Here is a 26,707-nt window from a genome sequence, read left to right on the forward strand (position 1 = left end):
GGTTTTCTAATAAATGAAAATCCAATGAGAAACGTAGCGCATCTATTCCCCGAATCGGTCAGAAAAGGGGCTTATACATATTCAGAATACATGCATTTAATGGAAACGGTGGTCTTGGAAAACAGGACAACCGGCCCTAAACAATCCGAGGCGCTGAGCCATTATACCAGGTTGAACCTGGCACGGATGCATCGTCTTAATAAAACAACGACAATCCAGGATTCTTTGAAAGAGGCCGTCAATCAGGTTGATAACCCACAAACCTGGTACATTCTGACCGAGGCGTGGTGCGGGGATGCCGCGCAGAACCTCCCCACTATCGTAGCGGCATCACTTTCAAACCCTTTAATCATGGTAACATTCCTGCTTCGGGATGAGAACCCCGAATTGATGGATGCTTATCTTACCAATGGCGGGCGTTCAATCCCGAAGTTGATTGCGGTGGATGAGGATTTCAATGAAATTTTCACATGGGGGCCGCGTCCGGCAGGTGCTCAGGAATTGCTGAGGGAGTACAAAGCCAATCCGGTGAAGTCGTACAGTGAATTTTCGGAGGATATCCAGCGTTGGTACATTGCTGACAAAACGGCCTCGCTGCAAAATGAATTGCAGGAGCTTTTGGAAGCAGTGGCTGTGGATAAGTGAGTTTTTGAACCGTTTACTCTATATTTGTCATAGGGTAAACCGCAATACCAACGAACAGGGATTTTGTCAGAATACTTTAAAAATATATCCGACGGCATCAGCACGACCCTCACGGGCATGCGGCTGACGTTACGGCACCTCTGGAATGCGCGTAAGAGCCGTAGACCTGCGGATATTCGTTCGTCCAGTTTTTACGACCAGCAGGATGGCATCGTGACGATCCAATATCCGCTGGAAACCATTCCCATTCCGGATAATGGCAGGTACCGTCTGCATAACGAGATGGACGACTGCATTGTTTGCGACAAATGTGCGAAAGTCTGTCCGGTAGACTGTATTGATATCGAGCCGATTAAAGCGGTAGAAGATGTAGGACGCGCCTCCGATGGTTCGCCGATCCGTCTGTACGCAGCCAAGTTCGATATCGATATGGCCAAATGCTGCTATTGCGGCCTTTGTACGACGGTTTGCCCGACGGAATGTCTTACCATGACCAAGACTTTCGATTACAGTGAGCTGGATGTGCGGGATATGGTTTACAATTATTCTAACCTCACCGCCGAACAAGCTGACGAAAAGCGGACGCTGCTGGAACAGTTCCAGAAAGAAAAAGAAGCTTTGAAAGCGGCAAAGGCAGCCCCTTCGGCAACACCTGCCGCTGCTGCTGCGAGTGCAACCGCTCCTGCCCGACCGGTTTTCAAACCAACTGCAAAGCCGAAGCCGGCCGAAGAGCCTGCTGCCAACGATACGAATGCTGACGCTGCCCAGGCGGCAACTCCGACTCCTAAACCGGCTTTCAAGCCCGTAATGAAGCCGAGAAAGGTGGAAGGTGATGCACCAGTGCAAGAAACGGCACCGGAAACTCCGCCGACAGAAAAAACCGCCGCTGCGAAGCCGGTATTCCGCCCCACTTTGAAACCAAAAGTGATAGCAGACGAAAATGTGGAGAAGCCGGTTGCGGAAGCGCCTGCGGCAGACGCTTCTGCCGCAGATACACCAGCCGAACCGGTTGCAAAGCCAGCTACCAAACCGCCTTTCCGTCCGACCATGAAGCCCAAGGCGGTTTCAGACGAAAATGTGGAGAAACCCGTTGCTGAAACGCCGGCTGAGTCGGCTTCGGAACCATCAGAAAAACCGGTTGTTGCGGAGCCTGCATTCCGTCCTACCATGAGGCCTAAGGCAGTTTCAGAGGAAAATGTAGAGAAACCGGTTGCTGAAACGCCGACTGAGTCAGCTTCGGAACCGGCAGAAAAACCGGCTGTTGCCAAGCCCGCGTTCCGTCCTACCATGAAGCCTAGGGTAGTTTCGGATGAAAATGTGGAGAAGCCAGCTGCTGAAACGCCTGCTGAGTCAGCAGCTGAATCGTCAGAAAAGCCGGTAGCTGCGAAACCCGCATTCCGCCCGACAATGAAACCGAAACCCAAAGAATAGGCGCGCATGGAGGTAATTATATTCTACATTTTTTCCGCATTGACGCTCGCTGCCGGGCTATTCATCCTTTTTTCCCGAAATCTCATTTACGGTGCATTCGCATTGTTCGTCGTGTTTTTGGGCGTAGCCGCATTGTACGTGCTCGCAGGTGCGGACTTTCTGGCCGTATCACAGATTATGATTTATGTCGGAGGTATACTGGTGCTGCTGATATTCGGGATTATGCTCACTCAAAAAAAAGAGAAAAGCGACGATTCCACCCGGCATAACCGCGTCGAAGTCCCGATTACTCGCAAAATATGGGGCTTTTTGACAGGTATCGGGCTCTTCGGGTTGCTGATGAAGGTGATTTTTTCTTCGGATTTTAGAATGGCCGGAGAAGAAATGAGTACCAAATCAACGATTAAGACGATTGGCGTGGAGCTGATGACCAGCCATTTATTGCCCTTTGAAATAGCCGCTATCCTCTTGCTGGTCGCGCTCATCGGGGCCGCCTATCTCGCACTAAACCGAAACCCGACCGCATGACGACAATACCTGTACAATACTATCTGGTCATTGCAGCTGCATTGTTTTGCATTGGATTGGCCATTTCCATTACCAAGCGGCACTTTATAGGGATGCTGCTCGGTATTGAACTGATGCTCAATGCGGTCAATATCAATTTGGTAGCGTTTGGCAGGCATGACCCGGAGCGTTTGAGCGGTCAACTTTTTGCATTATTTGTGATTGTGGTGGCAGCGGCCGAAGTGACGGTGGCGCTGGCGATCATTCTTCGTGTATATGGTCGTTTCAAAACGGTCGATCCTGATAAGGTAAATGAATTGAAGCAATAAGCTTAAAAAACTCCTGTCGCCCCGCATGAACTGGATTTTCCTGATCTTCGCTTTTCTGATCGGTATCAGCAACGCCGTACAATCGGGCGTGAATACGCAGCTTCGCGAGTCGATCAACAACCCCATTCTAGCAGCCATGACCTCTTTTTTTGTGGGGTTGATGGTTCTTACCATTGCATTTGCCTGTTTCAATCAAAACCCGGTTCCTTCCCTGGCCGACCTCAAACAGGTTTCGTGGACGCGATTTATGGGCGGAGTTTTGGGCGCATTCTATGTCATTACGGTCATCTTCATTGTCCGTAACATTGGTCCGGCCAATATGATGTGCCTGGTGATTGCGGGCCAGATGGTGACGGTCATGACCATTGATCATTTTGGTTTACAGGGCTTTGCTGTTCACCATATGAATCTGCCCCGCATTTTGGGTACCATCCTGCTGGTAGGCGGAGTATACCTTATTCTTAAAAATTAGGGCATAAAAAAACAGCAACCCGTTTGGATTGCTGCTTTGAATGCTTTCTGAATGTCTCAGGGGATTTTATTGAATATAAACAAATCCACGAAGCTCCACTTGTCATTTTCCTTCTTTCCGCGCTGGATAACCAGTTGAGTAGGGGAGCGTCTTTCATAAATGATCCGCACCGACGCATCGTCCTTTTCGAACAAAGCCTGGTTCTTTTTGGCTTCGATGAACTTGTAACGGTCAGCTACCTCTTTTTCTTCGAGCGAGATCATACCCGGTTTGAAATGCTTCACCATCGCCACAGGGCCATTGTCGGTCTGCTCGAATGCAAAAATCTCGTAAAGAGCAGGTTTGTCATCTTTGATCATGCGGATGAAGCCCACGATATTATTGCCTTTAGGAGCCGTCCAGGAAGCTTCAATCGGTCCGCCATTGTAAGTTCCGAGCCAACGTCCGTCCAGGAACGCGATATCGTTCAGGGTACCTTGCGCCTGAGCAAATGTAGCCGTCAATACCAGGGCAAATGCCAGACAAACTCTTCTAATTGTGTTGAATTGGGTCATTGAGATTTAGGTTGTGAATTGAGTTGGCAAATTAATAGAAATGTTAATTCCGTCAACGTACTGACGGAATTTAGCCAAATACAGTCAGTACGTTGACGGAATTTAGTTAAAATGGACAAAAAAATAGCCGACCTGTTCCCAAGTCGGCTATCTCAAATGAATTCTATTTATCAATAAGCCCTTTCCAATTTACCCTCGTAAGAGTTGGTGAAGGCCTTGTTTACTACTTTGTTTCCGCCTTGTGTCGGATAGTTTCCGGTAAAGTACCAGTCTCCCAAATGGCCGGGGCAGGCTTTGTGCAGGTTTTCGACAGTTTGGAACACTACCGAGAGTTCCGCATTCAAACCTTTCGGGCGAATGATTTCAGCAATTTTCTGAGAGATTTCTTCGTCCGTGAAGGGCTCGTAAAGCGCCTTCACATAATTGGTATGGTATGGATTTTTCGTCGCCAGCGCTGTAACACTTTGCGTGTAAGCATCTTCCAGTTTATACTCCATATCACGTTCTTCGAGCAATTTCAGCACTGCGCGGTAAGCGACAAAATCCTTCATTCTCGACATGTCGATACCGTAGCAATCCGGGAAGCGGATTTGTGGTGCGGAGGACGCTACCACGATCTTTTTCGGTTTGAGGCGGTCGAGCATGGTGAGGATACTCTTTTCAAGTGTAGTACCACGTACGATCGAGTCGTCGATGATCACGACGGTGTCCACGTTTTTACGCACCACTTCAAAAGTAGTGTCATACACGCTCGAAACCATATCGTCGCGCAGGGCGTCGGCGGTAATGAATGTACGTGATTTTACGTCCTTCGTTACCAGTTTCTCGATCCTTGGACGGAAGGAAAGCACTTTTTCAAGGTCGGCTTCGAAAAGGATGCCTTCCATGATGGCCTGCTTGCGCTTTTTTGCCAGATATTCTTCCAAACCTTCGATCATCCCGAGGAACGCCGTTTCGGCAGTGTTCGGAATGTATGAGAAAATCGTGTTTTCGAGGTCGTAATTAACTTCTTTAAGAATTTGCGGGATCAGCAGTTTACCCAGCTGCTTGCGCTCATTATAAATATCCGGATCGGTACCGCGCGAGAAGTAAATGCGCTCGAAACTGCATGAGCGTTTTTCCAATCGGGGCAGGATCGGGAACTCATTGTATTCACCGTTTTTGTCGACGATCAATGCAGAACCCGGTGTAATTTCGGTGATCTGATCGTAATCTACATTAAATGCAGCTTTGATGGCCTGTTTCTCGGATGCTACTACAACCACTTCATCATCAGCGTAATAGAATGCCGGTCGTATACCTGCCGGGTCGCGGATCACGAAGGATGCACCGTAGCCTGTGAGGCCGCACATCGCGTAACCGCCATCGAAATCGCGGCACGAGCGGTAAAGCAGGCGCGGCAGGTCGATATTGTCTTCGATAACGTCGGACAACGTCGGGTTTTCATAAATTCCTTTGAAACGCTCGAACACCCGCTGGTTTTCTTCATCCAGGAAATGTCCAATTTTTTCCATTACCGTTACGGTGTCGACTTTTTCTTTCGGGTGCTGGCCCAATGAAACCAGTTTGCCAAAAAGCTCATCCACATTGGTCATGTTGAAGTTGCCGGCCATCACCAGGTTGCGGCTCCGCCAGTTACTTTGGCGCAGCATTGGGTGGCAGTTTTCCACTTCATTGGAGCCATGCGTGCCGTAACGAAGATGTCCCAGCCATACTTCTCCCGTAAATGCCAGGTTTTCCTGCAACCATTTCGCGTCGTTGACGTGGTCGCGGTTGTTTTTGAGGCCCTTGCGGAATTTTTTATGGATTTTGGAGAAAATATCCGTAAGTGGCTGAGGTTCTACGGATCTGTATCGGCTGATATATCGTTTCCCGGGCGGGACATCGATCTTGATATTGGCTACCCCGGCTCCGTCCTGGCCCCGGTTGACCTGTTTTTCCATCATGACCGAAAGCTTATGGACTGCGTACAGCGGCGTTTCGTACTTGTCGATGTAGTATTGATAAGGCTTTCTAAGACGGATAAGTGCTATGCCGCACTCATGCTTAATGGCGTCGCTCATAAGAAGAGTAATGCAGTTAGAGATATTGGTGTTTGCTGGTATGCAAAGCGTATTCCCTGAATATTAGCCTAACGAATTTCGATTCTTGTTTAGTTCGTTATTTCTTACAAAGGTACAAATCCTTTGGCTTAAAAAACTCCAAAAATTGTTCAATTTTTTAAATCCTTTCCGTCAGTTTAAACTGACGGGATAAGATTGGCATACCGTCATTAAAATTGTACGCCCTCCATCCTCTTACCGGCAGTTGAAACTGCCGGATCAGAATTATAAGGGATTCTCATTATAAGAAAGATAACTATTTTTGATCAGATCGATATTAAAATTTCATATGCTTCATAAAACCCGCGGTATCGCATTGAGCTACATCCGGTACAAGGAATCCTCGATTATCGCGAAGATTTACACCGAAGCCTTTGGCATACAGACCTATATAGTGAATGGCGTCAGAAGCAGCAAGTCCAAAACCAACCGGATCGCCTTCTTTCAGCCGCTCACATTGCTGGATCTGGTAGTGTATCATAAGAATAAGGAAGACACTATCCACCGGATTTCCGAGATCAAATGTTATGCGCCATTCTTCTCCATACCTTTTGACGTAATAAAATCAGGCCTGGCGCTTTTTATGACCGAAATGCTTGGTAAAACTTTGCGCGAGGAAGAGAACAACGAGCCATTGTTCCATTTTATTGAACAATCGGTGCTCTATCTCGATGAGGCAGATACCGGATACGAGAACTTTCACATTCAGTTTCTGATGCAGCTGGCGCATTATCTGGGTTTTGGTGTGGAGACAGCCGAAGATCTTGAAAGTGAGTTGAAAGATCACCATTTCCCGCACCGGCCCGACGAGCAGGAGCATGCGGCTACGGTGCAAATGCTGGACAATGGCTACGGTTTGTCCATCCCGCTGGACAGGCCTCGGCGGATAAATATCCTCGAAAAGATGATTTTCTTTTACAAGATCCACATGGATGCGCTCGGGGAAATCAAGTCGCTGGATGTTTTGAGGGAAGTTTTGCGCTGAAAATTGCTTCCCGCAGGAATTGGCATAATTTTGATAACGTATAGGGTAATTCCATCAAACCTAATGCAATGAAACACATACTGACGACCGCCTTTTTGCTGATTTCGATCCTAACATTTTCCCAGGTGCCCAAAGGCGCGTGGAAATCGCAGGAGCCTACCGGCAGTGCTTCCACACTTATTGTAGCTGATAATTACCTGGTTATCGCTTCTTACAGCATTGGTAACAAGTATTTTGAGAGGACGGAGGGCGGCCCGTTTACCATGAATGGGAACAAAATGACTTACACGCCCGAGTTCAATTCGGCGGATACGGCCAAAATCGGGGTCCCGATCGAATTCACCGTCACGGTGAAAGATGATATCCTGACATTGCGTTATGAAGAGGCGATGGTCTGGATGCGTGTCGATGATGCCACTAGTAATGCGCCTATGGCTGGTGCCTGGCATATCACGGAACGTGATAACGGGCAGGGTTCGCTTGTTCAGGTACATCGGGAGGGAACGCGGAAGACACTTAAATTGCTTTCAAAAACCCGCTTTCAATGGTTCGCGATTGACCCGGCGGTCAAGAAATTTTATGCAACCGGCGGCGGAACCTACACGGCCAAGGATGGCAAATACACTGAAAACATCCAATTTTTCTCCAAGGACAACAACCGCGTTGGTTCTTCGCTGAGGTTTGATTTCAAGCTCGATAACGGCCGTTGGGACCATAGCGGAAAGAGCAGCGACGGTAAGCCGATTCACGAGATTTGGGAAAAGATTCCCTGATATTTATTCGATCACCTCGGCGTCTTTCAGGATGTAGTTGAGGTGATCGACATTATCCGCATTGAGTATTAGTCTGCCCCGGACTGTCAGTACTTCGTCCGTCCGGAAGCGCTGTTTCTTCTTTCTGAACTGCAATTCGATGATGGACTCGGGGCCGGCGCCGCCGCAAAAGAAACAGGCTGCCATAGGTTTGGCGGAAATCACGTAGATGTGATCGTTTTCGTCCACAGGTATCATATAGCCACGAATGCTGATCTCTTTCCCCTGCAATGCATTTACCGACGGCCCGAAAGTAGGGTAAAGGAAATACATGCTTAGCTCCCTGTTCAATTTTCGGGTAAATCGCACATCGGTGAGGCGCTTCCAGTTGATAGTTATCGGTTCAGCTGAAAATGTAAATGCAAAGAGCGGAATAAGCAGGATCCCGAATTTCTTCATTTCCGCAGGCTGTCAAGTGATATAATGGCTTGTTGCAATTCCAAAATGGCCTCTCTCGATTGCCGCTGGTAATCCAGCATCGATCCGTCGGTCATTGGTAGCGCCGCTTTGTGTTCGTGTGCGCCGTGCGCGTGGTCGTGTGCATGCGCGAAACCGGGCACTTCGATGAAGTTCTCTTCCCAAACTTCGATCAGGTTCTTTAAACTGTCAATCTGCGACTTTTCCAGGTCATCCTTTGCCAACGGTGCGAGGCTGTCGAGTTTTTGTTCGAGGTATTCTGAGATTTTCATGGCTTCAAGATGCAAACGGTTGGCTTCGACGAGCTCGGGACTTTTTTCATTTCCTGACGAGCAGGACATAGTCGCCAGCAAAAGCATTGTTATGGAAGCCGGATAGATGATATTCATTTCGGGTGGAACTTCATTAAATGCAACAATGTTGCAAAAATGAAATAAATACTTCTAACACGCAACAGTTGCGTCGATTTTCTTCCATCATGCGGACTTTTTATTCCTTGTCTTTCAGTTTGATAATTACCGTTTTACACGTCGGTTGCTGCCTACTACCATTCATTTCCATGGCATCCCTGCCCTTTTTCAATATCGATTTTCTGACCAGGCACCGGCTCGTTTTTACAATTTTACAGTGGACCTTGTTCATTGGGCTGAGCGGTCGTCTATCCATCTTTTATTTTTGGAAAAAGGACTTCCATAGCCGGATGGAAGCTTTTTCTTATGCGATCGGCTGGCTTATCGCATTGTCGGGACTGGTTATCAATCGGTGGGAGCCATTCAAAACCGAGGAGCAGATTCTGGCCGAGCAGCATTTTGAGCGCTTCAAATCTCAAAGGCAGTTTCGAGTTGATTTGGCGGGTACCTGCAATAGAGCGGAACTGCTGACCGATCTGCACCGGATCGATGGCGTACGCAAGGGAAGTATTGACCTCAACGCTCGGACGGTCACTCTGTCGTACCATAAAGAAAAGGTGTCCGCCGAGGAGATTTTCGATATATTAAAAAAGAAAGGGTATGTGAAGTGACCGTTTTGTGCACGGCAGTTATTTAGATTTATTCAAAACAATTTTTGCCAAACATTTGAATGATTCTAAATAGGTGATATATTTGCCTCAGTTTTAACGGCAATGTGAATGAGCGCTTTTACAATTAGTGATTACAATGTGGGGTCGGAGCAGGGGTGTTTCTGGATGAAAAGCTTCGAAGACAGCACCGAATGCGTGTTTAAGAAGTGTTGCGAGAAATACAAAAAGAAGGGCAAGCATTGTAAAAAGTGCCCAAAGAAGTAACATCGCTGTTACTCCTTTCGACTAGTAATACAGTTCATGGTGAATAATTGTAAGAGAGGGAGTGCCACCTGAGCGTTCCCTTTTCTATGTTGGAGGCTTTTCAGATCTTCCGTTTTAATTCGAAATTCTGTCCAAGGTATACCCGTCTCACAACTTCATCTTCCGCCAGTTCCTCTGCAGTTCCCTGTTTCAGTATCTTTCCTTCAAACAGCAAATACGCCCGGTCGGTGATTGAAAGGGTCTCGTTCACATTGTGGTCGGTGATGAGAATACCGATATTCTTGTGTTTCAACTTGGCGACAATGCTTTGAATGTCCTCAACCGCAATAGGGTCCACACCCGCGAACGGCTCATCGAGCAAAATGAATTTCGGATCCACCGCCAGCGATCTTGCAATTTCCGTCCGGCGGCGTTCGCCTCCCGAAAGGACCATACCCTTGCTTTTACGTACGTGCCCGAGGTGAAACTCTTCGATCAGCTCTTCCACTTTCCGTTTCTGGTCCGCTTTGGGAAGATCGGTCATTTCCAGCACGGCCTTAATGTTCTCCTCGACGGTCAGTGTCCGGAAAACAGACGCTTCCTGCGCAAGGTAGCCCAGGCCCAGGCGCGCGCGCTTGTACATGGGAAGGTTGGTAATGTCCTTGTCGTCGAGGTACACTTTTCCGCTGTTAGGTTTCACCAAACCAACGGCCATATAAAAGGAAGTAGTTTTGCCTGCTCCGTTGGGCCCGAGCAATCCTACGATCTCGCCCTGCTCAACCTGGTAGCTTACATTGTTATTGACAAGACGAACCCCGTATTTCTTCACGAGGTTTTCAGTTCTTAGTATCATTGTTCGTTTAAGTTCTTCCTCAATGCAGCTTAATGTCTTTCAACGAAAGCTGTAAGGTTTTCTTGTCACGGAAATTATTCTCTTCGAGGCAATAGCATATCGAGAACGATCTTCCGTTGACAATATCAGGATAAAAATGTCCCATTCCGAAGCCGACGGCCGTGAAAACCGACGAGTTGTTTTGCTTTACATCAAACTTGATGTGCTTTTCCTTCATCAAAACGGGGCGCCCAACGAGCGTCATGTTTCTTGACTCGAAAACCGGGGTCATATTCCCTGGCCCGAATGGCCCCATTTGACGGAGTATATTGTAAAACTTCGGCGTAATCGTTTCCAGTTCGAGCAGCATATCGACGTTGATCATGGGCACCAGCTGGTCCGGCTGGATGCGGTTGCTCACGATTTCATTGAACCGTGTTCTGAATGCTTCTACATTGTCGAGCGGTAAGGTGAGGCCGGCGGCAAATGTGTGCCCGCCATATTGTTCCAAAAGGTCAGCGCATTCTTCAATCGCTTCGTACACATCGAAACCCGGCACTGAACGCGCGGAGCCGGCGGCTTTCCCGTGCGATTGCGTGAGGATGATCGTCGGGCGATGGTATTTTTCGATGCACCGGCTGGCCACGATCCCGATCACCCCTTTGTGCCAGTCTTCCTTATATAATACGGTACTTTTCGCATTCGAAAACCATTCGTCGTTTTCGATCATAAAAAGTGCTTGCTCGGTAATGCTCGAATCGAAATTGCGGCGCTCGCTGTTGTGCTTGTTAATTTCTTCCGCAAATTCCATGGCCTCTTCCTCGATTTCGGAAAGCAGCAAACGCACCGCTTCTTTCGCGTGCTTGATACGCCCGGCCGCATTGATGCGTGGCCCGAGTCCGAAAACGACATTGGTAATATCCAGCGCGCCGCTGATTCCGGAAATCTGAATCAATGCTTTAATCCCCGTCCGCGGTTGCGCATTTAATCTTTGTAAACCATAATAGGCCAGAACACGGTTTTCACCGGTAATAGGCACAATATCGGAAGCGATGCTGACGACCAGCAGGTCGAGGTAATCGTACAGCATTTCAGGATCGAGGCCTTGCTTGATACAAAATGCCTGCAAAAGCTTGAAGCCTACGCCACAGCCTGTCAGCTCTTTATAAGGATACAAACAATCTTCCCGCTTGGGATCCAGCACGGCGGCTGCCGGTGGAAGCTCGTCACCGGGGCGGTGGTGATCACAGATAATGAAGTCGATGCCCTTTTCGGCAGCGACAGTCACCTTGTCAACCGACTTTACGCCGCAGTCGAGGGTTACTATTAATGTATAGCCATTAGCCCCGGCCCATTCCACGCCCTGCCAAGAAACGCCATAGCCTTCCTCGTAACGGTCGGGAATGTAATAGTCCAGATTTGGATAAATTCTTTTTAGAAAACCATAGAACATGGCCACGGAAGTAGTACCATCTACATCGTAATCTCCGTAAACCAGTATTTTCTCATTGGAATCGATTGCTTTGATCAGGCGTTCCACAGCCTGCTCCATATCGGCCATCAGGAACGGATCATGCAGATGCCTGATCTCGGGGCGGAAAAAATCGCGGGATTGGTCGAAATCGAGAATGCCGCGCTGAACCAAAAGTGTTGCCAGCGAGGGACTTACTTTCAAAGATTCGGCGAGTCTCTGTGCAACCTGTTCTTGTTCAGAGGTAAAGGGAGGGTAATGTATCCAGCGCTTTTCAATCATACGGCAAAGATAATCGGAATCCGGAATGCTTGCAGCCAAAATGTGCAATCGGGTGATCGATCGGGAAAAGCTAACCGAAAGGTCTTATCTTTGCAAACTATTAACATATTTTAAGCCCATGCCACGTCTTCTGGCGATCGATTACGGTGCCAAACGCAGCGGAATTGCCGTGACCGACCCGTTGAAAATTATTGCAACCGCGCTCGACACGGTTCCTACGCATCAGCTCACCGATTTTCTCAAAAAGTATACGTCGGGAGAACAGGTCGAGGCATTTGTGGTAGGAATGCCCAAAAAACTCGATAATACCGACAGCGAGAATGCCGCAAGGGTTACGGCCTTTGTAAAAACATTGCAAAAAGCATTTCCCGAAATTCCGGTGCATTTGCACGATGAGCGGTTTACCTCGTCCATGGCGTTGCAATCGATGATCGCTTCGGGGTCGAAGAAAAGCGACCGGCGCGATAAAGGCAATATCGACAAAGTCAGCGCCACGATCATTCTCCAGTCGTTCATGGAAAGCCGGAGGTAGAATTTGTAAGTAGTACATATTATATAGGTAGCAAAAGTTTTAATAAGCATGATTTATCCAATAGTTGCATACGGCGACCCGATCCTGAGAAAACCAACCCGTTTTATCGAAAAAGATGAAGTGGATTTGAAGAAACTTTCGGAGGATATGTTCGAAACCATGCACGGAGCGAACGGCGTGGGCCTGGCCGCCCCGCAGATCGGTCTGAATATCCGCGTTTTCGTGGTCGACGGTACGCCGTTTGCCGAAAGAGATGAGGAAGACGAAGATGACGAGCCGGATTTGTCACTGGCCGATTTCAAAAAGACGTTCATCAATCCCGAAATCCTCGAAGAAACCGGCGAAGAGTGGGCGTTTGAAGAAGGTTGTTTGAGCATTCCCGGCATCCGTGGCGATGTGTACCGTCCCGAAACACTCCGCATCCGCTACCGCGACCTCGACTGGAACGAGCATGAGGAAACCTACTCGGGTATGGCTGCGCGTATCATCCAGCATGAATACGACCATTTGCTGGGCAAATTGTTCGTGGATTACCTGCCGACGCTCAAAAAGCAGTTTATCAAGAAGAAGCTGACTGATATTTCAAAAGGAAACGTGGATGCCGACTATCGCATGCGTTTCCCAAGCCGCAGATAGGCTTTAACCCATATAATATTCGGTCATGCAGGAAAATAAGGAAATCCTTTCCATTGCATTGGTCCAGGCCGATTTGCATTGGGAAAATGTAACAGCCAACCTTGCCTCCTTTGAGGAAAAGCTGGCTGCATTGCCGGAACCGGTCGATGTGATCGTGCTTCCGGAAATGTTTAACACCGGTTTCACGATGAATACCGCGCTCGCCGAGCCGATGAACCTGACCACCACCCGCTGGATGAAGCAAATTGCGAAGCAGCACAATGCATTGGTGGTGGGAAGTTTCGCGGTCAATGAAGGGGGCAGTTTTTTTAACCGCCTCCTTTGCGTACGTCCGGACGGTTCCTACGCGCAAAACGACAAGCGGCACCTCTTCCGGATGGGGGAGGAGAATAATCATTACACCGCAGGCAATACAAGACTTACATTCGAATGGAAAGGCTGGAAGCTCTGCCCGCTCGTGTGCTATGACCTGCGCTTCCCGGTGTGGAGCCGCAACTTGCAAAGCGACCCTTACGATATCCTATTATATGTAGCGAACTGGCCCGCGCGCCGCGCGCATGCATGGAGCACGCTCTTGCAGGCGAGGGCGATCGAAAATCAATGTTACGTGATGGGGGTTAACCGTGTCGGAACCGATGGGAACGGCCTGGAATACCGTGGTGATTCCGTAGCGCTCGATTACCTGGGCGAGCCGCTGGGCATGCTGACCAACCAGGAGGCTGAAAAGGTCGTCCATATTTCGAAGGCGGACCTGCTCGCTTACCGGAAGAGTTTTCCCGCATTGTCGGACGCCGACGATTTTGAAATCCACTGTTGAGGTATAGGACATTGTGTCCTATACTTACTCAATCACTTTCGGTACCATTATATAGGTACTATTTTTCGACGGTGCATTGAAGAGCGCTTCCTCCCGTGTGAGCGTATTGGCGCCTTTATCTTCCCGCCAGTTATTTTCTTCGTCGAGCACGTGCGTCAAAGGCTCCACTCCCTGCGTATTGATTTCATTGAGCTGGTCCATCCAGGTAAGAACCGAATCCATACTCTGTAGGAGAGCCGCTTCTTCCCCGGGCCTGATCTCCAATCGTGCGAGGTGCGCGATCTTTTTGAGCGACTCCTGATCGATCTTCATGTATTTTAAGAATTTGTTAAGTTAACGGACACGCTATCTGCGGAAAGCCAAAATTACCGGATTTTTGTCATTCCGCTAGTGGTATAGTCAGGGAAATTGAGTGACAAGCGGTTGCAAGGACGAAAAAAATCGGGGCGCGGGCCGGATTGATTTAGTCAAACTTTAGGGCACGGCAGAAAATCCCGGTCGCTGAAATTTAAAATTGTTGTTAAGACACATAGTAGGAGAAAAATAATATTTGCTTTTCTAAGGTAATCTTGAAATATTTTGAAACGCAAATCTCCTCACTAAAAAACATGTTGTTACATATGAACGCAAAGAGTGCAATTATATAGAGGTTTGGGGATGGTGGTTATATCCCTAGAAGTCAGTATTAAAACTAGAAATTTTACTAAAAATAGAAGGGAGGGCATTCTTTAAAATATGCAATTCGGAGTCTTTTCGGCGAAAAATCTGAGAAAAAATCTGCCGAAACGCTTGCTTTTTTTTAAAAGGAAAACTCATACTTTTGTAGATGTCGTTTATCCGAAAAGCATTCAAAATTTTATTTTACGAAAACCAGTTTAAACCAAAAGTTTTATTTAATTCACAACCAAAATCTCAATTTAACCTTTAAAAGTAAGTCTGATGGAAAAGAAAGCTACAAGTCCGGCACCAGCTCCAAAGCCTGCTGCGGCAGCATCTAAAGGCAAAGGCGGTTTGAACCCGGCATTGGTAATCCCTCTCCTTTTTGCGATTGCATTGTGCGTTTACATTTTCGTTCTGGGTGCTCCGGAACACTTCAAAGATGGCGATCACGCAAAAGGCCCTATCGATGGTGATTACTACGGAATCGTTTACAAGGGAGGTCCTATCGTACCTATCTTGATGACATGTTTCCTTGTTGTATTGACCTTTACAATCGAGCGTCTGATCACTTTGAGCAAAGCTAGCGGAACAGGCAGCATCGATTCATTCGTTCGTAAAGTGAGAAGCCTGCTCGACAAAAACCAAATCGAAGAGGCTATCAAAGAATGCGACAAACAAAAAGGATCTGTTGGTAACGTAATCAAAGCAGGTCTGTTGAAATACAAGCAGTTGACTACTGAAACTGCGCTCGACAAAGAGCAAAAACTGGCGGCTCTTCAGAAAGAGATCGAAGAAGCTACTACACTTGAACTTCCAATGCTTCAGAAAAACCTTACCATCATCGCTACACTGGCGGGTGCTTCTACCCTCTTGGCGCTTTTGGGAACGGTAATCGGTATGATCAAGGCGTTCGCGGCATTGGGTACATCAGGTTCTCCTGACTCCGCTGCTCTTGCAACCGGTATCTCTGAGGCCCTTATCAATACCGCTCTTGGTATCGGTACTTCGGCTATCGCAACAATCTCTTACGCTTACCTGAACAGCCGTGTTGACGATCTTACTTACAGCATCGACGAAATTGGCATGAGCCTTCAGTCGAACTTTGCTGCACATTATTAATAGTTCCCAGAACTATTTTATAGTGAAGTTTCGTTAATATAAAAAAAACTTATATATTTGTATGGGAAAGGTAAGGCCTAAGAAACATGCGCCGCATACTGATATGACGGCCATGACGGATGTTGCCTTCTTGCTCTTGACGTTCTTCATTATGACGGCGACTTTTAAGTCGAACGATGCAGAGATTACAACGCCTACATCGATTTCGCAAATCAAAGTGCCAGATGATAAGATCATGGTCATTAGCATTGACAAAACAGGGAAAGTGTTCTTTGGAGTTGATGCCCAGCCTACCCGTGTGGCAATGCTGGACAACATTGGACAAGCCAAAGGCATCACTTTTACTGACACTGAGAAGGCGAAGTTTGCACTGCAGTCGAGCTTTGGTTTTCCTCTGAATCAGTTGAAGCCCTGGTTGAACATGCCAAAAGAGCAAATGAGCCAGGTGAAGCAGCCAGGGATCCCGGTTGACTCCACAGGCGCCAGCGAATTGGCAGACTGGGTTTATGCTGCGCGTAAAGCGGATAGCGGTCTACGTATTGCATTGAAGGGCGACAACCTGTCGAAATTCCCTGCGTTCAAAGACGTGTTGGCTAACCTGCAATCGCAGAATATTAACAAGTTCAACCTGATCACAGGTAGCGAACAAGCACCGGCCGGTTATACAAACGAATAATGTTATCATTTAATAATTAGAAGAAATGGCAGCAATTGAAGAATCCGGTGGTGGTGGGCACGGTAAAGGTGGTGGTAAGGTTCGCGGTAAGAAAATGTCCACCCGTGTGGACATGACACCAATGGTGGACCTAGGATTTTTGCTTATTACCTTTTTCATGCTTGCGACAACAATGTCTAAACCGACATCCATGTCGCTCGCTGTGCCTGACAAAACCGAAGATCAGGAAAAGCCGACAGAACCTTTGAAAGCGTCGAAAGTACTAACCCTTTTCATGGGTGCGAATGACGACGTTTATTATCTGGATGGTATCGCTGCGGATGACGATAAAGCACCTACTGAATTGAAGACAACCCGCTATGGGTTCGATCTCAGAAGCGTGATCTTCGCGTCTCAGAAGCGTATCAATGCGGCCAATCCAAAGGATAAAGACGGTAATGACGCGTTTGTAGTAGTAATTAAGCCGACGGACGTATCTACTTATAAAAACATGGTAGATGTTCTGGACGAAATGGCGATTACAAAAACCAAGCGCTATGCACTTGTGGACGCTTTGACCGATGCGGAGAAGAAAGTCCTGGGTGACAAAATCAAACCAAAAAACTAGTTTTTAAACAAAATTAATCACAGCGCCATGGCAGAGATTAGCCCGAATGCAACACTGGATGATATAGTGTTTGCGGATCGTAATAAGGCGTACGGAGCTTTTGAACTTCGTCAGGGGTATCGTAAAGATGTGACGAAGGCCACTATAATCGGAGCTGCTCTTTTTGTTCTTGCCATGTTTACACCGTCAATCATCAATACTTTGACGGCTGGTAAGGAAGAAGAAGCGCCGATGGTTGAAGTGGACTTGATGAAGATCCCACCGCCGCCAATTGACCCGGCAGAACCACCACCGCCACCGCCGCCACCAGTGGAAGCGCCAAAGGTGAACACGGTGAAATTCTTGCCTCCTGAGGTTAAGAAGGACGAAGAGGTTCCCGAAGAGGTACCACCACCAACAGTTGAAGAAATTAAAGAAGCTGTTGTTGCGGATAAAACCGTAGAAGGTGATCCTAACGCGAATGAAATCATTGTTGCCCCCGAAGCTGTTGCAGCGCCTAGCAAAGGAACAGTAGTAGAGGCAGCCCCTGAACCTGAAAAGGTATTTACAGTGGTTGAGCAACAACCGGAATTCCCGGGAGGTACTGCAGAAATGTACAAGTACCTTGGAAAGAATATCAAGTACCCAAGTGCGGCATCCCGTGCTAACGTTTCCGGAAGGGTTTTCATGTCCTTCGTTGTTAACACTGACGGAAGTATCCAGGATGTTCAGGTTTTGAAAGGATTGGGTTTTGGTTGCGATGAAGAGGCGATCCGCGTAGTAAAAGCTATGCCGAAATGGAAGCCAGGAAAGCAGTCAGGACGTGCAGTTCGTGTAAAATATAACCTGCCGATCAACTTCCAATTGGAGTAAGGCATGAGGGAGAAACCATTGCACGAAAAGCTCGGTGATCTGGCCTCTTCGGTAATGGCTCTGGCATACGTAGGAGGAGGGGTCTTTTTGATCCTCTCCTCCTTCTCGTTTAGACTGCTGCCGATCGGCAGCGTATGGAGGTATGCTTTTGCTGGCACGCTTATTTTATACGGAGCCTACCGGGGTTACAGAGTGTTTAGAAATAACCAGGACGACGAGTCATGAAAAAGAGATTGGCGGGACTGCTGCTGTTGGCGACGCTCGGTATTGCAGGATTACTCAGATGTACCTCTTCCAACAGCGACCTGGACAACCCACGGCAAGGTACGATCACGATTGCGGCGGATGAATCTTTCAAACCGCTGATCAATTCGCTGACGAGTGCCTATGAGGGAATCTATCCCGAAGCGCATTTCAAACTGGACTATAAACCGGAGCAGGAAGCAATCCGACAGCTATTGAATGATAGTGCAAGGATTATCTTTGCAACACGGCAGTTGAATGACAAGGAGCTGGAAATTATTCGGAAGCAAAAAGGCAGCCAGAAGTTTCAGCACATTGCCACGGACGGACTGGCCCTGGTGATTGGAAAGAGCAATCCGGATAGCCTTATCACGATTCCGGAGCTGAAAGCGATCATGGAAGGCAAATTGACGGACTGGTCTGAGATTAAAGGTGGGCAAGAGGGATTGATTACGCTGGTTTTTGATAATGCCAATGCAAGCAATCTGAACTTTGTCCTCAATAAGTTTGGCATTAAGGATATCCAGAAGCTGAGGATTATTTCGGCGGGATCAAACGAGAATGTAATCAAAGACGTCAGGGATAACCCGACACACCTCGGCTTTATCGGGGTGAACTGGATCAGTGACGGACATTCACTGGCTTCGGAAGAGCTGTCAAAGGGAATCCGGGTGATGGGAGTTGCAAAGGATGCCCAGCCAGGTTCGCTTTCGGACTACATTCAGCCGTTTCAGGCAGGATTGGAGTTCAAGCGTTATCCGCTGCACAGGGATTTATATATTATCAGCCGGGAAGGGTACTCGGGACTCGGTGGTGGGTTGATGACTTACATTGCCCGGGACGTAGGAGGGTTGATTATTCAGAAAATGGGTCTGCTGCCAACGGTAGTTTACCCGCGCGAACTGGAAGTTAAGAAAGAGTTATAGTGAATGTAAACAATTAGTAGATTTGGGGCTTGTTATTGAAAAACCAAGTTTTTTATCATTATTTTAACCGGGTAAAAAATGAACAGAAACATGAGATTGAAATTAGTAGCATTGGTATTTGGTTTATTAGCGTTTGTTAACTTACACGCACAGACGGTACAGGATGGCTTAGCATTAATCGTTGGAGAACGTTACAATGAAGCAGGCGCTTTGCTTAAAAAGCTTGCCGAGGGAAGCCCTTCTGCTGATAACCAATATTACCTTGGTTATTACTATATCAAAACCAACCAATTGGATGAGGCGCAGAAAGCATTCGAAAAGGGCTTGTCGCTGGATGAGAAATCTTACCTGAACCAGGTAGGTCTTGGAACAGTAGCATTAGCGAAAGGCGATCGCGCGAAAGCGAAAGAGCTTTTCGATACCGCTGAAAAGAAAAAGGGCAAGGATGCTGAGGTTCTTTACAGAATAGGTGAAGCTTATACACTTTTCGAGAAAAATAACGACCCTGCTGAGGCAATCCGTTTGCTGGACCTCGCAGTTAAACGTGATAAGAACCTGGCGGATGCTTACATCGCAAAAGGTGACGCGTTGATGCTGCGTAACGAGGGTGGTAACGCGGTAACAGCTTACGAATATGCTTTGACGGCAAAACCAAATTATGCCGCTGCACACAATGCGATCGGTTCTGTTTACCTCCGTGGTAAGAACTATAACCTCGCTTTGGAAAACTACAAGAAAGCGATCGAAGCTGATGCTAATTTTGCCCCTGCTTACAAAGACCTCGCGGAGCTTTACTTCTTTGCTCAGAAGTTCAAGCAAGCTGCTGAAAACTTCGACCTTTATCTGCAAAAAAGTGGTAGCACTGATCCCGAAATGAAACTTCGCGGTGCACAGTTCGCATTTACGGCTGATGATTACACTAAGTCGCTTCAATTCCTGGAAGAAGCAAAAGGCAAGCTGAACAACACGATCATAAAACGTATGTACGGATGGGCTTACTTCAAAACCAATAAACCTGACGAAGCTATCCAGAATTTGGAGGAGTTCATCAAAGCTTCTCCTGAAAAAGTAATCGGTGACGACTATAAATACCTCGGCCGTGCGCTCAATGCCAAATCAACTGATGGAAAAGGCTACGACTCGCTGGGTATGGAGTATATCAAAAAAGGTGCTGAAATGGACACCAGCAAAGCCGAAGCTGCTGCTGCTTACAAAGAAGTAGCTGGTTTGTACTACGCTGCGAAAGATTATCCTAAAGCTGCTGCTGCTTATGCAAAAGGTAATGGTTTGGATACTGCGAAAGCAACAGCGAACGACTACTACTACGAAGGTCTTGCAAACTTCCAGACTGCTCAGGGAATCATCGTTCCGAAAGCTGGCGACGCTAATTTTGCTGATAGCGCGAAAATCGCTACTGACAAACGTAACCAGTACCTGAGAGCGGATTCAATCTTCGCGACAGTAACCAAGAAATTGCCGGATTGGCCTTATGGATACTACTGGCGTGCAAGTACGCTTTACAATGCGTACGACAGACAGGAAAATGTGGACAAAGGTATTTCACAGCCATACTACCTGAAATTGACGGAATTGGCCGAGAAAGATCCGGATCCAAGCAAATACAAGTCTTATCTGAAACTGGCGTATGGCTACCTCGCATTCCACGCGCAATCGACATTGAAAGACGAAGCGAAGGCGAAGGAGTACTGGGAGAAATTACTTAAAGTAGACCCGGACAATGCTGCTGCGAAAGAGGCGTTGGGATTGGCGGTTGCTCAACCTGCACAACCTGCTGCCGGAACAGCTGCAAAGCCTGCTCCAAAGAAAAAATAAGCCCCGAAAAGGCTATAAGCAAGAAAGCCGCCCGAATCCGGGCGGCTTTCTTATTTTATAAGCTCTCGATAATCAAATGGTAGTTATTGTTGCTAATTCGACGGTGAAAGTCTTTCAAAACAAGTGTTCAACACTGGCAGGTGGACAGTCGCATAATGGTCGTAACACCATTGTCTAAGTCTTTTGATCTCAGCGGGCATTAACATGCGTATCGCTTTTCGGAGTTCTTTTTCAAATAATTTGCGGTCGAAGCTGACTTTTTGGAGAATAATTTTAATGTATTCAAGCATCGAGGCCATAGTATTATGTAGTTTTGTGGTTTAGGGACAACGATAAAACAAAGAGAAACCCTTAAAACGCTTCGTTTTCAGCAATTCCAATAAAGATAACGAAAAACTGAAATGAAATTATATGCGTTATTAAATATTTTTTTGTGTTTTTTTAGTATTTCTCTGGCGCAGACACCGGACAATGCTGCGACAATCGAGTATGGACCGAAGAATCTGACACTGGATCAGCCGTTTCTGATATCCGTAGTGCTACGGGATGTGGAGACAAGGCCATCGGTTATCTTTCCGGAAATCAAGGAATTGGAGAAGAGAAGCAAGTCGGCCACGAGCTCGGTCAGCACGGTGGATGGAAGAAAGGTAGTTATCCAGACAATTACACAGGAATATTATGCAACGAAGGCGGGAAACTATCTTATCCCCGAGTTTACGCTGACCGTCAATAATACGAAGTTGCGCTCCGAGGAAACTATGGTTGTATTTGCGAAGTCGGGGGAGGAAGGTGAGAATGCGGTAGCGGCTGAAAACGTGGACGTAGGAGAGGTTGAGGACAATAGCCAGTCGGTGTTTTTGTCGGTCCAGACCGATAAAAAGCAGGTTTATATCCGACAAGGTTTTGCGGTCCGCATATCCCTTTATATCGCTGAAAATGCGCCGGTGCAAATGGAATTTTACCGTTTCAACGAGCAGTTACAGGGGATTTTGAAGGCTTTAAGGCCAGTGAATTGCTGGGAAGAGAATGTGGGTGTAGAGGAAATCATCAAGCGCAAGGTGACGATCCGGGGCCGGAAATTTGCCGAGTACAATATGTACCAGGCCAGGTTCTTTCCAATCACCACAGAAGATATCCGATTACCTGCGGTGAAGCTGGATATGCTGGTGACCGAAAGCGGAAGGGCAGTGAATGTGGAGAAAAAGCTGGTCAAAGGATTCTACTCGCGACCAGTGGAAGTAGTCGTGAGGCAACTCCCCGATCACCCGTTGCGCGACCAGGTGGCGGTAGGGCAATATAGTTTGAACGAGAGACTTTCGAGCGATCTGGTGTATCCGGGTGAAAGTGTCAGATACATGTTCAAGGTGGAGGGGGTCGGCAATATTACAGCTATCCCCGCGCCGGTAATCCAGGCGAGCTCTTCGTTTGATATTTACCCGCCTGAGGTGAGCCAGATTACAAAGCGTAGTTACCAAAGCGTTGTCGGCGAAAAGACATTCAACTATTTTGTCGTTCCGCGAAAGGATGGCGAATTTCCGTTGGGAAGGTATTTTCACTGGATTTATTTCAATGTCGAAAAAGAGAAATACGATACGCTCAGATCGGAGGCATCGCTGGAAGTGAGGGGAGAAGATTACAAATTGACTAACTTGTCGCTTTCAGGCTCATCGGGATTGTACGATAACCTGGAAAACCTTGACAGCGGCCGCGAGACGATCGACTATAAAAAGATTTTAAAAGATTTAACCAACATCGTCATCGTGCTGTTGTTGGTAACAATGATTTGGGTATTTAGAAAGTAAGTTTAATGGGCAGTACATACGGCAAGATATTTAAAATCGCCACTTTCGGTGAATCGCACGGAGTGGGGATAGGTGTAGTGATCGAAGGTTGCCCGGCGGGCGTGACGTTTGATTCTGATTTTATTCAAAGTGAACTGACCCGTAGAAAGCCGGGACAGTCGAGAATTACAACGCAGCGCAAAGAAGCGGATGAATTCGAAGTATTGTCCGGTGTATTCGAAGGAAAAACGACCGGTACGCCCATCGCAATGGTGATCCGGAACGAGGACCAGCGTAGTAAGGATTACTCGCATATAGCGGCCCAATTCAGGCCTTCCCATGCCGATTACACTTACCAGGTTAAATACGGCGTTCGCGACTATCGCGGGGGCGGGCGCAGTTCCGCGCGTGAGACGGCCGCACGCGTTGCCGCGGGTGCGCTTGCGAAGCTGATGCTGGCAGAATTGGGTGTGAGTATTCAGGCTTACGTATCACAAGTGGGTACCATGAAGCTGGGAAAAAGCTATCAGGAACTGGATCTTTCTGAAACGGAAAACAATGCCGTTCGCTGCCCGGACCCTGAAATGGCCCAGCAGATGTTCGATTATATCGACGGCATTCGCAAGCAGGGTGATTCCATCGGTGGAGTTGTTAACTGCGTCGTGAAAGGTACGCCGGCCGGTTGGGGAGAGCCTGTTTTTGACAAACTCCACGCCGAGCTTGGGAAAGCCATGCTGAGCATTAATGCTGTAAAAGGCTTTGAATACGGTAGCGGCTTCGACGGGGTGTTGTTACCCGGCTCGCAGCATAACGACGCCTTCTATACCGACGCAAATGGCAATGTACACACGCGTACCAACCATTCGGGTGGTATTCAGGGCGGTATTTCCAATGGCGAGGATATTTACTTCCGCACGGCATTCAAGCCGGTGGCTACGATTATGCAGGATCAGGAAAGCGTGGATCAGTTCGGAAATGTCGCAATTGTACAGGGAAAAGGGCGTCACGACCCTTGCGTGGTACCACGTGCAGTGCCTATTGTAGAAGCCATGACGGCATTGGTCCTGGCCGATTTTTATCTGAGAAACAGATCGGCAAAGTTGTAATCAGGCTTTGTGACGTTTGCGGCGCTGGTTGAGGTATAACACCAGCCAGATTGTCCCGATGAACTCGATCGCGAGCCCGCTTAGAATGACAGGGTCGCTGAATTGTGTTCTGGAAGAGTTTAAAAACGAACCGGTCGCCAGCACGATCATACCGGCAAGAAGGATAAGTACAGCGTTTCTCAAGCTAAGTTTCACTGACTACATATTTCGTTCCACAATAAGTATCGTCAAGAATTCTCTTACCGAATATAGTTATTCGCTCCGAGAAATACTATTATAACGCAAAATGGCCCGCTAAGGGCCATTTTGCGTTATTGGTCTTGAATTAGATCACCTGAGTTTTACCCGGGATCGCCACAGGATAAAGTCCGTCGGGACCTGGCAGGATTTTCGGAGAAGCGTCCCACGCAAGTTTGTCAGGGAATAGGTTGATATCCGAGTTCAACGCTTCTTCCCATTTGATCTGCTTGCCTGAATAAGTTGCCATGCGGCCCATAATGGCCGTCATCGTACTTTTCGCGCCGTTTTCAGCATCTGCGAACTTGTATTCACCTTTCGCAATGGCAGCGAACAGCTCGTCATGCTCTACCTGATATGGGTTTCTGTAATTAGAGTTGTCATGATGATAAATCACGCCTCCTTTATAATCTTTCAGGATTGTTTTCTTATCGTCGAAGCTATCGATACGGCCTTTGGTGCCTACGAAAGCTTCATCAACACGGTTCCAGGTTCCTTCGAATTGGCGGCACTGGCTTGAAATTACCGTTCCATCCGCGTACACGAGGTCGAGCGTGTGGTGGTCATAAATCTCACCGTAAGCCTTGCCAGTACGTACCTGACGGCCACCTGAGCCCTGGATGGTGACAGGATAACCTTGTTTCACCCAGTTCGCCACGTCGATGTTGTGAACGTGCTGTTCGGAAATGTGGTCACCGCAAAGCCAGTTGAAATAATACCAGTTTCTCATTTGGTACTCCATTTCAGTCTGGTTTGGCTGGCGCTCCTTCATCCAGGGGCTGCTACCTACCCAGTAAACCTGACCGCCTACGATATCGCCCAGCGCGCCGTCGTGAATGCGTTTGATCGCCTCACGGTAGTTTGCCTGGTAGTGGCGTTGCAGACCAACTACAACGTTCAGTTTTTTCTTTTTAGCTTCTTCTGCCAGTTCAAGCACTTTGCGGATACCGGGGGCATCGGTTGCAACCGGTTTTTCCATGAAAATGTGCTTGTTGTTCTTCACAGCCTCTTCGAAATGCGAAGGACGGAAGCCCGGAGGCGTTGCAAGGATTACCACATCCACATCTTTCAACGCGATGGCCTTTTTAAATGCATCGAATCCTACAAATTTCCGGTCGTCGGGCACATCCACTTTCACTTTGGTGTCAACCGGCTTTCCTGATGCGTCCTTGTATTTTTTAGCGGTCAGGTTTTTGTAAGCATCGTCGAGACGGTCCTTGAAAGCATCAGCCATGGCCACGATCTGCACGTTTTGCGTGGTGCTCAATGCCTGCGCAGCAGCACCGGTACCACGACCGCCGCAACCGATAAGTGCCACTTTGATCGTATCACCTACCGCGCTGTTATAGCCGTAGCCTGCGAGCGGGCTCAGGATGGCACCGCCGGCGATGAGGCCCGATGCTTTCAAAAAATTACGTCTGTTCTGTTCCATTTCGAATTTAAGAGTTTAAATATGATCAGTAGTCTTCAATCAACTTAGGGCTGTAATAAGCATTGATCTCTTCTTGTGAAGGCGTTTTCAGCGGTCTTACAATGCGGAAACCTACAAACGACGCGCTGGTCATCCACCATTCCGATTTAGGCAACTGCGGGTCGAGGATTTTCCATTCAGGCTTGGAAGCTACGCGGGCTGCGCTGCGGAGATCGGCCGCCTCGTCGTCCCATGAACCACCGCGAACGGAAGTTGGGTAAAGTTCGGTAACCGGTGCAAAAGCTTCGCCTTTGGGCTGTTTCGCGTAGTAATCGGGAATATACTGGTCGAGTGTCCATTCCATTACATTACCATGCATGTCGTGCAATCCCCATGCATTCGGCTTTTTTGTTCCTACTTTTTTGTATGCGGCATCACTGTTTTTGCGGTACCAGGCATATTCATCGATTTTCGACTCATCACCGAAAGAATAAGCTGTTTTAGAACCGGCGCGGCAGGCATATTCCCATTCTGCTTCTGTTGGAAGGCGGTAGAAAACACCTGTTTTTTCGTATAACCACTTGCAGAAATAGATCGCCGCGTACTGCGTCATGTTGATCGCCGGATAACCCGAACGGCCCATTCCGAAAGACATGTCTACATAAGGAGGGGAGGGGCGGGTACTAGCGTCTGTTTTTTGAACGCTTTTGTCAGGATCCGGGTGACGTGCGCCCATTTCCTTTTCCATATTCTTGAAAGCGTACAAATCGTAAATGTCCCAGGTCACCTCAGTTTTGCCCATCCAGAAAGGTTCGATTTTCACCTTGTGCTGGGGACCTTCGTCGGCTCTGCGGCCTTTTTCACTGGCCGGGCTGCCCATCGTGAATTCACCGCCCGGTATCGCGACCATGTCGTACACCTGAGGGCTACCTCCGATTTTTTGCGTGTAAGTCTTGAAATTACTGTCCTGCGCTACTGCTTTAAAACAAAGAAAAACGGTTAAGATTAGGTAAAGGGATTTTTTGGACATGATAATGAATGTGTTCAATGGAACCATCTAACTGAATATAAGCGGCAATATTAGCCTATTTACCCTTTGAAAGCGAATTTTTTCTTCGTTGTTTAATATCTGTCCTAACTTTGCATATACAGAATTTCACATTTGAAC

At 47.7% G+C, this 26,707-nt stretch carries 30 protein-coding genes and 1 pseudogene; 19 read left to right on the forward strand and 12 right to left on the reverse strand.

Features of this window, described 5'->3' with window-relative positions:
- Positions 1–24: 24 nt before the first annotated feature.
- The 3 genes from J7619_RS24345 to J7619_RS24355 all read left to right on the forward strand — a co-directional run bounded on the left by J7619_RS24345 (position 25) and on the right by J7619_RS24355 (position 2,604).
- Positions 25–645 carry a thioredoxin family protein gene (locus J7619_RS24345; protein ID WP_291204947.1) on the forward strand — a complete coding sequence of 207 codons (621 nt, stop codon included), beginning with the start codon at positions 25–27 and terminating at the stop codon, positions 643–645.
- 63 nt (positions 646–708) lie between these two features.
- Positions 709–2,076: a 4Fe-4S binding protein gene (locus J7619_RS24350; protein ID WP_291204950.1), complete on the forward strand. Its 1,368-nt coding sequence runs from the start codon at positions 709–711 to the stop codon at positions 2,074–2,076.
- Between the two features lie 6 nt (positions 2,077–2,082).
- Positions 2,083–2,604, forward strand: a complete 522-nt coding sequence (locus J7619_RS24355; RefSeq protein WP_291204952.1) for an NADH-quinone oxidoreductase subunit J — start codon at positions 2,083–2,085, stop codon at positions 2,602–2,604.
- On the opposite strand, the pseudogene J7619_RS32320 reads toward J7619_RS24355, so the two are convergent.
- Positions 2,571–2,651 (reverse strand): annotated as a pseudogene (locus J7619_RS32320) (hypothetical protein); the annotation flags it as partial. The gene J7619_RS24355 and the pseudogene J7619_RS32320 sit on opposite strands and share 34 nt — an antisense overlap.
- Between J7619_RS32320 and nuoK the strand changes: the two are divergent.
- Positions 2,628–2,912 (forward strand): NADH-quinone oxidoreductase subunit NuoK, encoded by a 285-nt coding sequence (nuoK, locus tag J7619_RS24360; protein WP_409012767.1) that lies wholly within the window; start codon positions 2,628–2,630, stop codon positions 2,910–2,912. The pseudogene J7619_RS32320 and the gene nuoK sit on opposite strands and share 24 nt — an antisense overlap.
- A 25-nt stretch (positions 2,913–2,937) precedes the next feature.
- A complete protein-coding gene (locus tag J7619_RS24365; RefSeq protein ID WP_291204957.1) occupies positions 2,938–3,384 on the forward strand; it encodes a DMT family transporter in 447 nt (148 codons plus the stop codon).
- A 56-nt stretch (positions 3,385–3,440) separates the two neighbouring features.
- Here the strand turns inward: J7619_RS24365 and J7619_RS24370 are convergent, their stop codons facing one another.
- Together J7619_RS24370 and J7619_RS24375 are read right to left on the reverse strand one after the other, a co-directional pair.
- Complete coding sequence (locus J7619_RS24370) at positions 3,441–3,938, reverse strand: DUF6265 family protein (RefSeq protein WP_291204959.1); 498 nt, start codon at positions 3,936–3,938, stop codon at positions 3,441–3,443.
- Positions 3,939–4,108: 170 nt separating this feature from the next.
- Positions 4,109–6,001 carry an amidophosphoribosyltransferase gene (locus tag J7619_RS24375; RefSeq protein ID WP_291204962.1) on the reverse strand — a complete coding sequence of 631 codons (1,893 nt, stop codon included), beginning with the start codon at positions 5,999–6,001 and terminating at the stop codon, positions 4,109–4,111.
- Between the two features lie 328 nt (positions 6,002–6,329).
- On the opposite strand from J7619_RS24375, the gene recO reads away from it, so the two are divergent.
- Positions 6,330–7,025, forward strand: coding sequence for a DNA repair protein RecO (gene recO / locus J7619_RS24380; protein ID WP_291204965.1), 696 nt, complete (start codon positions 6,330–6,332; stop codon positions 7,023–7,025).
- A gap of 68 nt (positions 7,026–7,093) precedes the next feature.
- Positions 7,094–7,798 carry a hypothetical protein gene (locus J7619_RS24385; protein WP_291204968.1) on the forward strand — a complete coding sequence of 235 codons (705 nt, stop codon included), beginning with the start codon at positions 7,094–7,096 and terminating at the stop codon, positions 7,796–7,798.
- A 3-nt stretch (positions 7,799–7,801) separates the two neighbouring features.
- On the opposite strand, the gene J7619_RS24390 is transcribed toward J7619_RS24385, so the two are convergent.
- Positions 7,802–8,236: a DUF3299 domain-containing protein gene (locus J7619_RS24390; protein WP_291204970.1), complete on the reverse strand. Its 435-nt coding sequence runs from the start codon at positions 8,234–8,236 to the stop codon at positions 7,802–7,804.
- Positions 8,233–8,643, reverse strand: coding sequence for a hypothetical protein (locus J7619_RS24395; RefSeq protein ID WP_291204973.1), 411 nt, complete (start codon positions 8,641–8,643; stop codon positions 8,233–8,235). Before J7619_RS24395 ends, J7619_RS24390 begins: the two co-directional genes overlap by 4 nt.
- Positions 8,644–8,813: 170 nt before the next feature.
- Here J7619_RS24395 and J7619_RS24400 point away from each other — a divergent pair, with 170 nt between their 5' ends.
- Positions 8,814–9,275 (forward strand): heavy-metal-associated domain-containing protein, encoded by a 462-nt coding sequence (locus tag J7619_RS24400; protein WP_291204976.1) that lies wholly within the window; start codon positions 8,814–8,816, stop codon positions 9,273–9,275.
- A 364-nt stretch (positions 9,276–9,639) separates the two neighbouring features.
- Here the strand turns inward: J7619_RS24400 and lptB are convergent, their stop codons facing one another.
- The gene (lptB, locus tag J7619_RS24405; RefSeq protein WP_291204979.1) at positions 9,640–10,371 is read right to left on the reverse strand and encodes an LPS export ABC transporter ATP-binding protein; all 732 of its coding nucleotides are present in this window, start codon (positions 10,369–10,371) and stop codon (positions 9,640–9,642) included.
- Positions 10,372–10,390: 19 nt separating this feature from the next.
- Positions 10,391–12,103: a single-stranded-DNA-specific exonuclease RecJ gene (gene recJ / locus J7619_RS24410; RefSeq protein ID WP_291204981.1), complete on the reverse strand. Its 1,713-nt coding sequence runs from the start codon at positions 12,101–12,103 to the stop codon at positions 10,391–10,393.
- Between the two features lie 118 nt (positions 12,104–12,221).
- Between recJ and ruvX the strand changes: the two genes are divergently transcribed.
- The 3 genes from ruvX to J7619_RS24425 are packed head-to-tail and all read left to right on the forward strand — an operon-like array spanning position 12,222 to position 14,088.
- Positions 12,222–12,635 carry a Holliday junction resolvase RuvX gene (ruvX, locus tag J7619_RS24415; protein ID WP_291204984.1) on the forward strand — a complete coding sequence of 138 codons (414 nt, stop codon included), beginning with the start codon at positions 12,222–12,224 and terminating at the stop codon, positions 12,633–12,635.
- 48 nt (positions 12,636–12,683) lie between these two features.
- Positions 12,684–13,271, forward strand: coding sequence for a peptide deformylase (gene def, locus J7619_RS24420; protein ID WP_291204987.1), 588 nt, complete (start codon positions 12,684–12,686; stop codon positions 13,269–13,271).
- A gap of 25 nt (positions 13,272–13,296) precedes the next feature.
- Positions 13,297–14,088: an amidohydrolase gene (locus J7619_RS24425; RefSeq protein ID WP_291204990.1), complete on the forward strand. Its 792-nt coding sequence runs from the start codon at positions 13,297–13,299 to the stop codon at positions 14,086–14,088.
- Positions 14,089–14,112: 24 nt separating this feature from the next.
- Here the strand turns inward: J7619_RS24425 and gatC are convergent, their stop codons facing one another.
- Positions 14,113–14,400 (reverse strand): Asp-tRNA(Asn)/Glu-tRNA(Gln) amidotransferase subunit GatC, encoded by a 288-nt coding sequence (gatC, locus tag J7619_RS24430; protein WP_090156047.1) that lies wholly within the window; start codon positions 14,398–14,400, stop codon positions 14,113–14,115.
- Positions 14,401–15,027: 627 nt separating this feature from the next.
- Here gatC and J7619_RS24435 point away from each other — a divergent pair.
- From J7619_RS24435 to J7619_RS24460, 6 genes are all read left to right on the forward strand, one after another.
- Positions 15,028–15,867, forward strand: a complete 840-nt coding sequence (locus J7619_RS24435) for a MotA/TolQ/ExbB proton channel family protein (RefSeq protein ID WP_291204996.1) — start codon at positions 15,028–15,030, stop codon at positions 15,865–15,867.
- A 61-nt stretch (positions 15,868–15,928) separates the two neighbouring features.
- Positions 15,929–16,543 carry a biopolymer transporter ExbD gene (locus J7619_RS24440; protein ID WP_291204999.1) on the forward strand — a complete coding sequence of 205 codons (615 nt, stop codon included), beginning with the start codon at positions 15,929–15,931 and terminating at the stop codon, positions 16,541–16,543.
- A 25-nt stretch (positions 16,544–16,568) separates the two neighbouring features.
- A complete protein-coding gene (locus tag J7619_RS24445; RefSeq protein WP_291205002.1) occupies positions 16,569–17,150 on the forward strand; it encodes a biopolymer transporter ExbD in 582 nt (193 codons plus the stop codon).
- Positions 17,151–17,177: 27 nt separating this feature from the next.
- The gene (locus tag J7619_RS24450) at positions 17,178–18,002 is read left to right on the forward strand and encodes an energy transducer TonB (protein WP_291205006.1); all 825 of its coding nucleotides are present in this window, start codon (positions 17,178–17,180) and stop codon (positions 18,000–18,002) included.
- 221 nt (positions 18,003–18,223) lie between these two features.
- Positions 18,224–19,171 (forward strand): substrate-binding domain-containing protein, encoded by a 948-nt coding sequence (locus J7619_RS24455; RefSeq protein ID WP_291205009.1) that lies wholly within the window; start codon positions 18,224–18,226, stop codon positions 19,169–19,171.
- A 90-nt stretch (positions 19,172–19,261) separates the two neighbouring features.
- On the forward strand, positions 19,262–21,004 hold the full coding sequence (locus tag J7619_RS24460) for a tetratricopeptide repeat protein (protein ID WP_291205012.1): 1,743 nt from the start codon (positions 19,262–19,264) through the stop codon (positions 21,002–21,004).
- 92 nt (positions 21,005–21,096) lie between these two features.
- Here the strand turns inward: J7619_RS24460 and J7619_RS24465 are convergent, their stop codons facing one another.
- Complete coding sequence (locus J7619_RS24465) at positions 21,097–21,303, reverse strand: hypothetical protein (RefSeq protein ID WP_106594050.1); 207 nt, start codon at positions 21,301–21,303, stop codon at positions 21,097–21,099.
- A gap of 132 nt (positions 21,304–21,435) precedes the next feature.
- Between J7619_RS24465 and J7619_RS24470 the strand changes: the two genes are divergently transcribed.
- The gene (locus tag J7619_RS24470; RefSeq protein WP_291205017.1) at positions 21,436–22,806 is read left to right on the forward strand and encodes a BatD family protein; all 1,371 of its coding nucleotides are present in this window, start codon (positions 21,436–21,438) and stop codon (positions 22,804–22,806) included.
- 5 nt (positions 22,807–22,811) lie between these two features.
- Entirely contained in the window at positions 22,812–23,891 is a 1,080-nt protein-coding gene (gene aroC, locus J7619_RS24475; RefSeq protein ID WP_291205019.1) for a chorismate synthase, read from the forward strand.
- Here the strand turns inward: aroC and J7619_RS24480 are convergent, their stop codons facing one another.
- From J7619_RS24480 to J7619_RS24490, 3 genes are all read right to left on the reverse strand, one after another.
- On the reverse strand, positions 23,892–24,074 hold the full coding sequence (locus tag J7619_RS24480; RefSeq protein WP_291205022.1) for a hypothetical protein: 183 nt from the start codon (positions 24,072–24,074) through the stop codon (positions 23,892–23,894).
- 142 nt (positions 24,075–24,216) lie between these two features.
- Complete coding sequence (locus J7619_RS24485) at positions 24,217–25,560, reverse strand: Gfo/Idh/MocA family protein (RefSeq protein ID WP_291205024.1); 1,344 nt, start codon at positions 25,558–25,560, stop codon at positions 24,217–24,219.
- Between the two features lie 25 nt (positions 25,561–25,585).
- Positions 25,586–26,596, reverse strand: coding sequence for a formylglycine-generating enzyme family protein (locus J7619_RS24490; RefSeq protein WP_409012763.1), 1,011 nt, complete (start codon positions 26,594–26,596; stop codon positions 25,586–25,588).
- Positions 26,597–26,707: the final 111 nt, after the last annotated feature.

Origin of the sequence: Dyadobacter sp. (assembly GCF_017744695.1) — a bacterium.
GTDB lineage: Bacteria > Bacteroidota > Bacteroidia > Cytophagales > Spirosomataceae > Dyadobacter.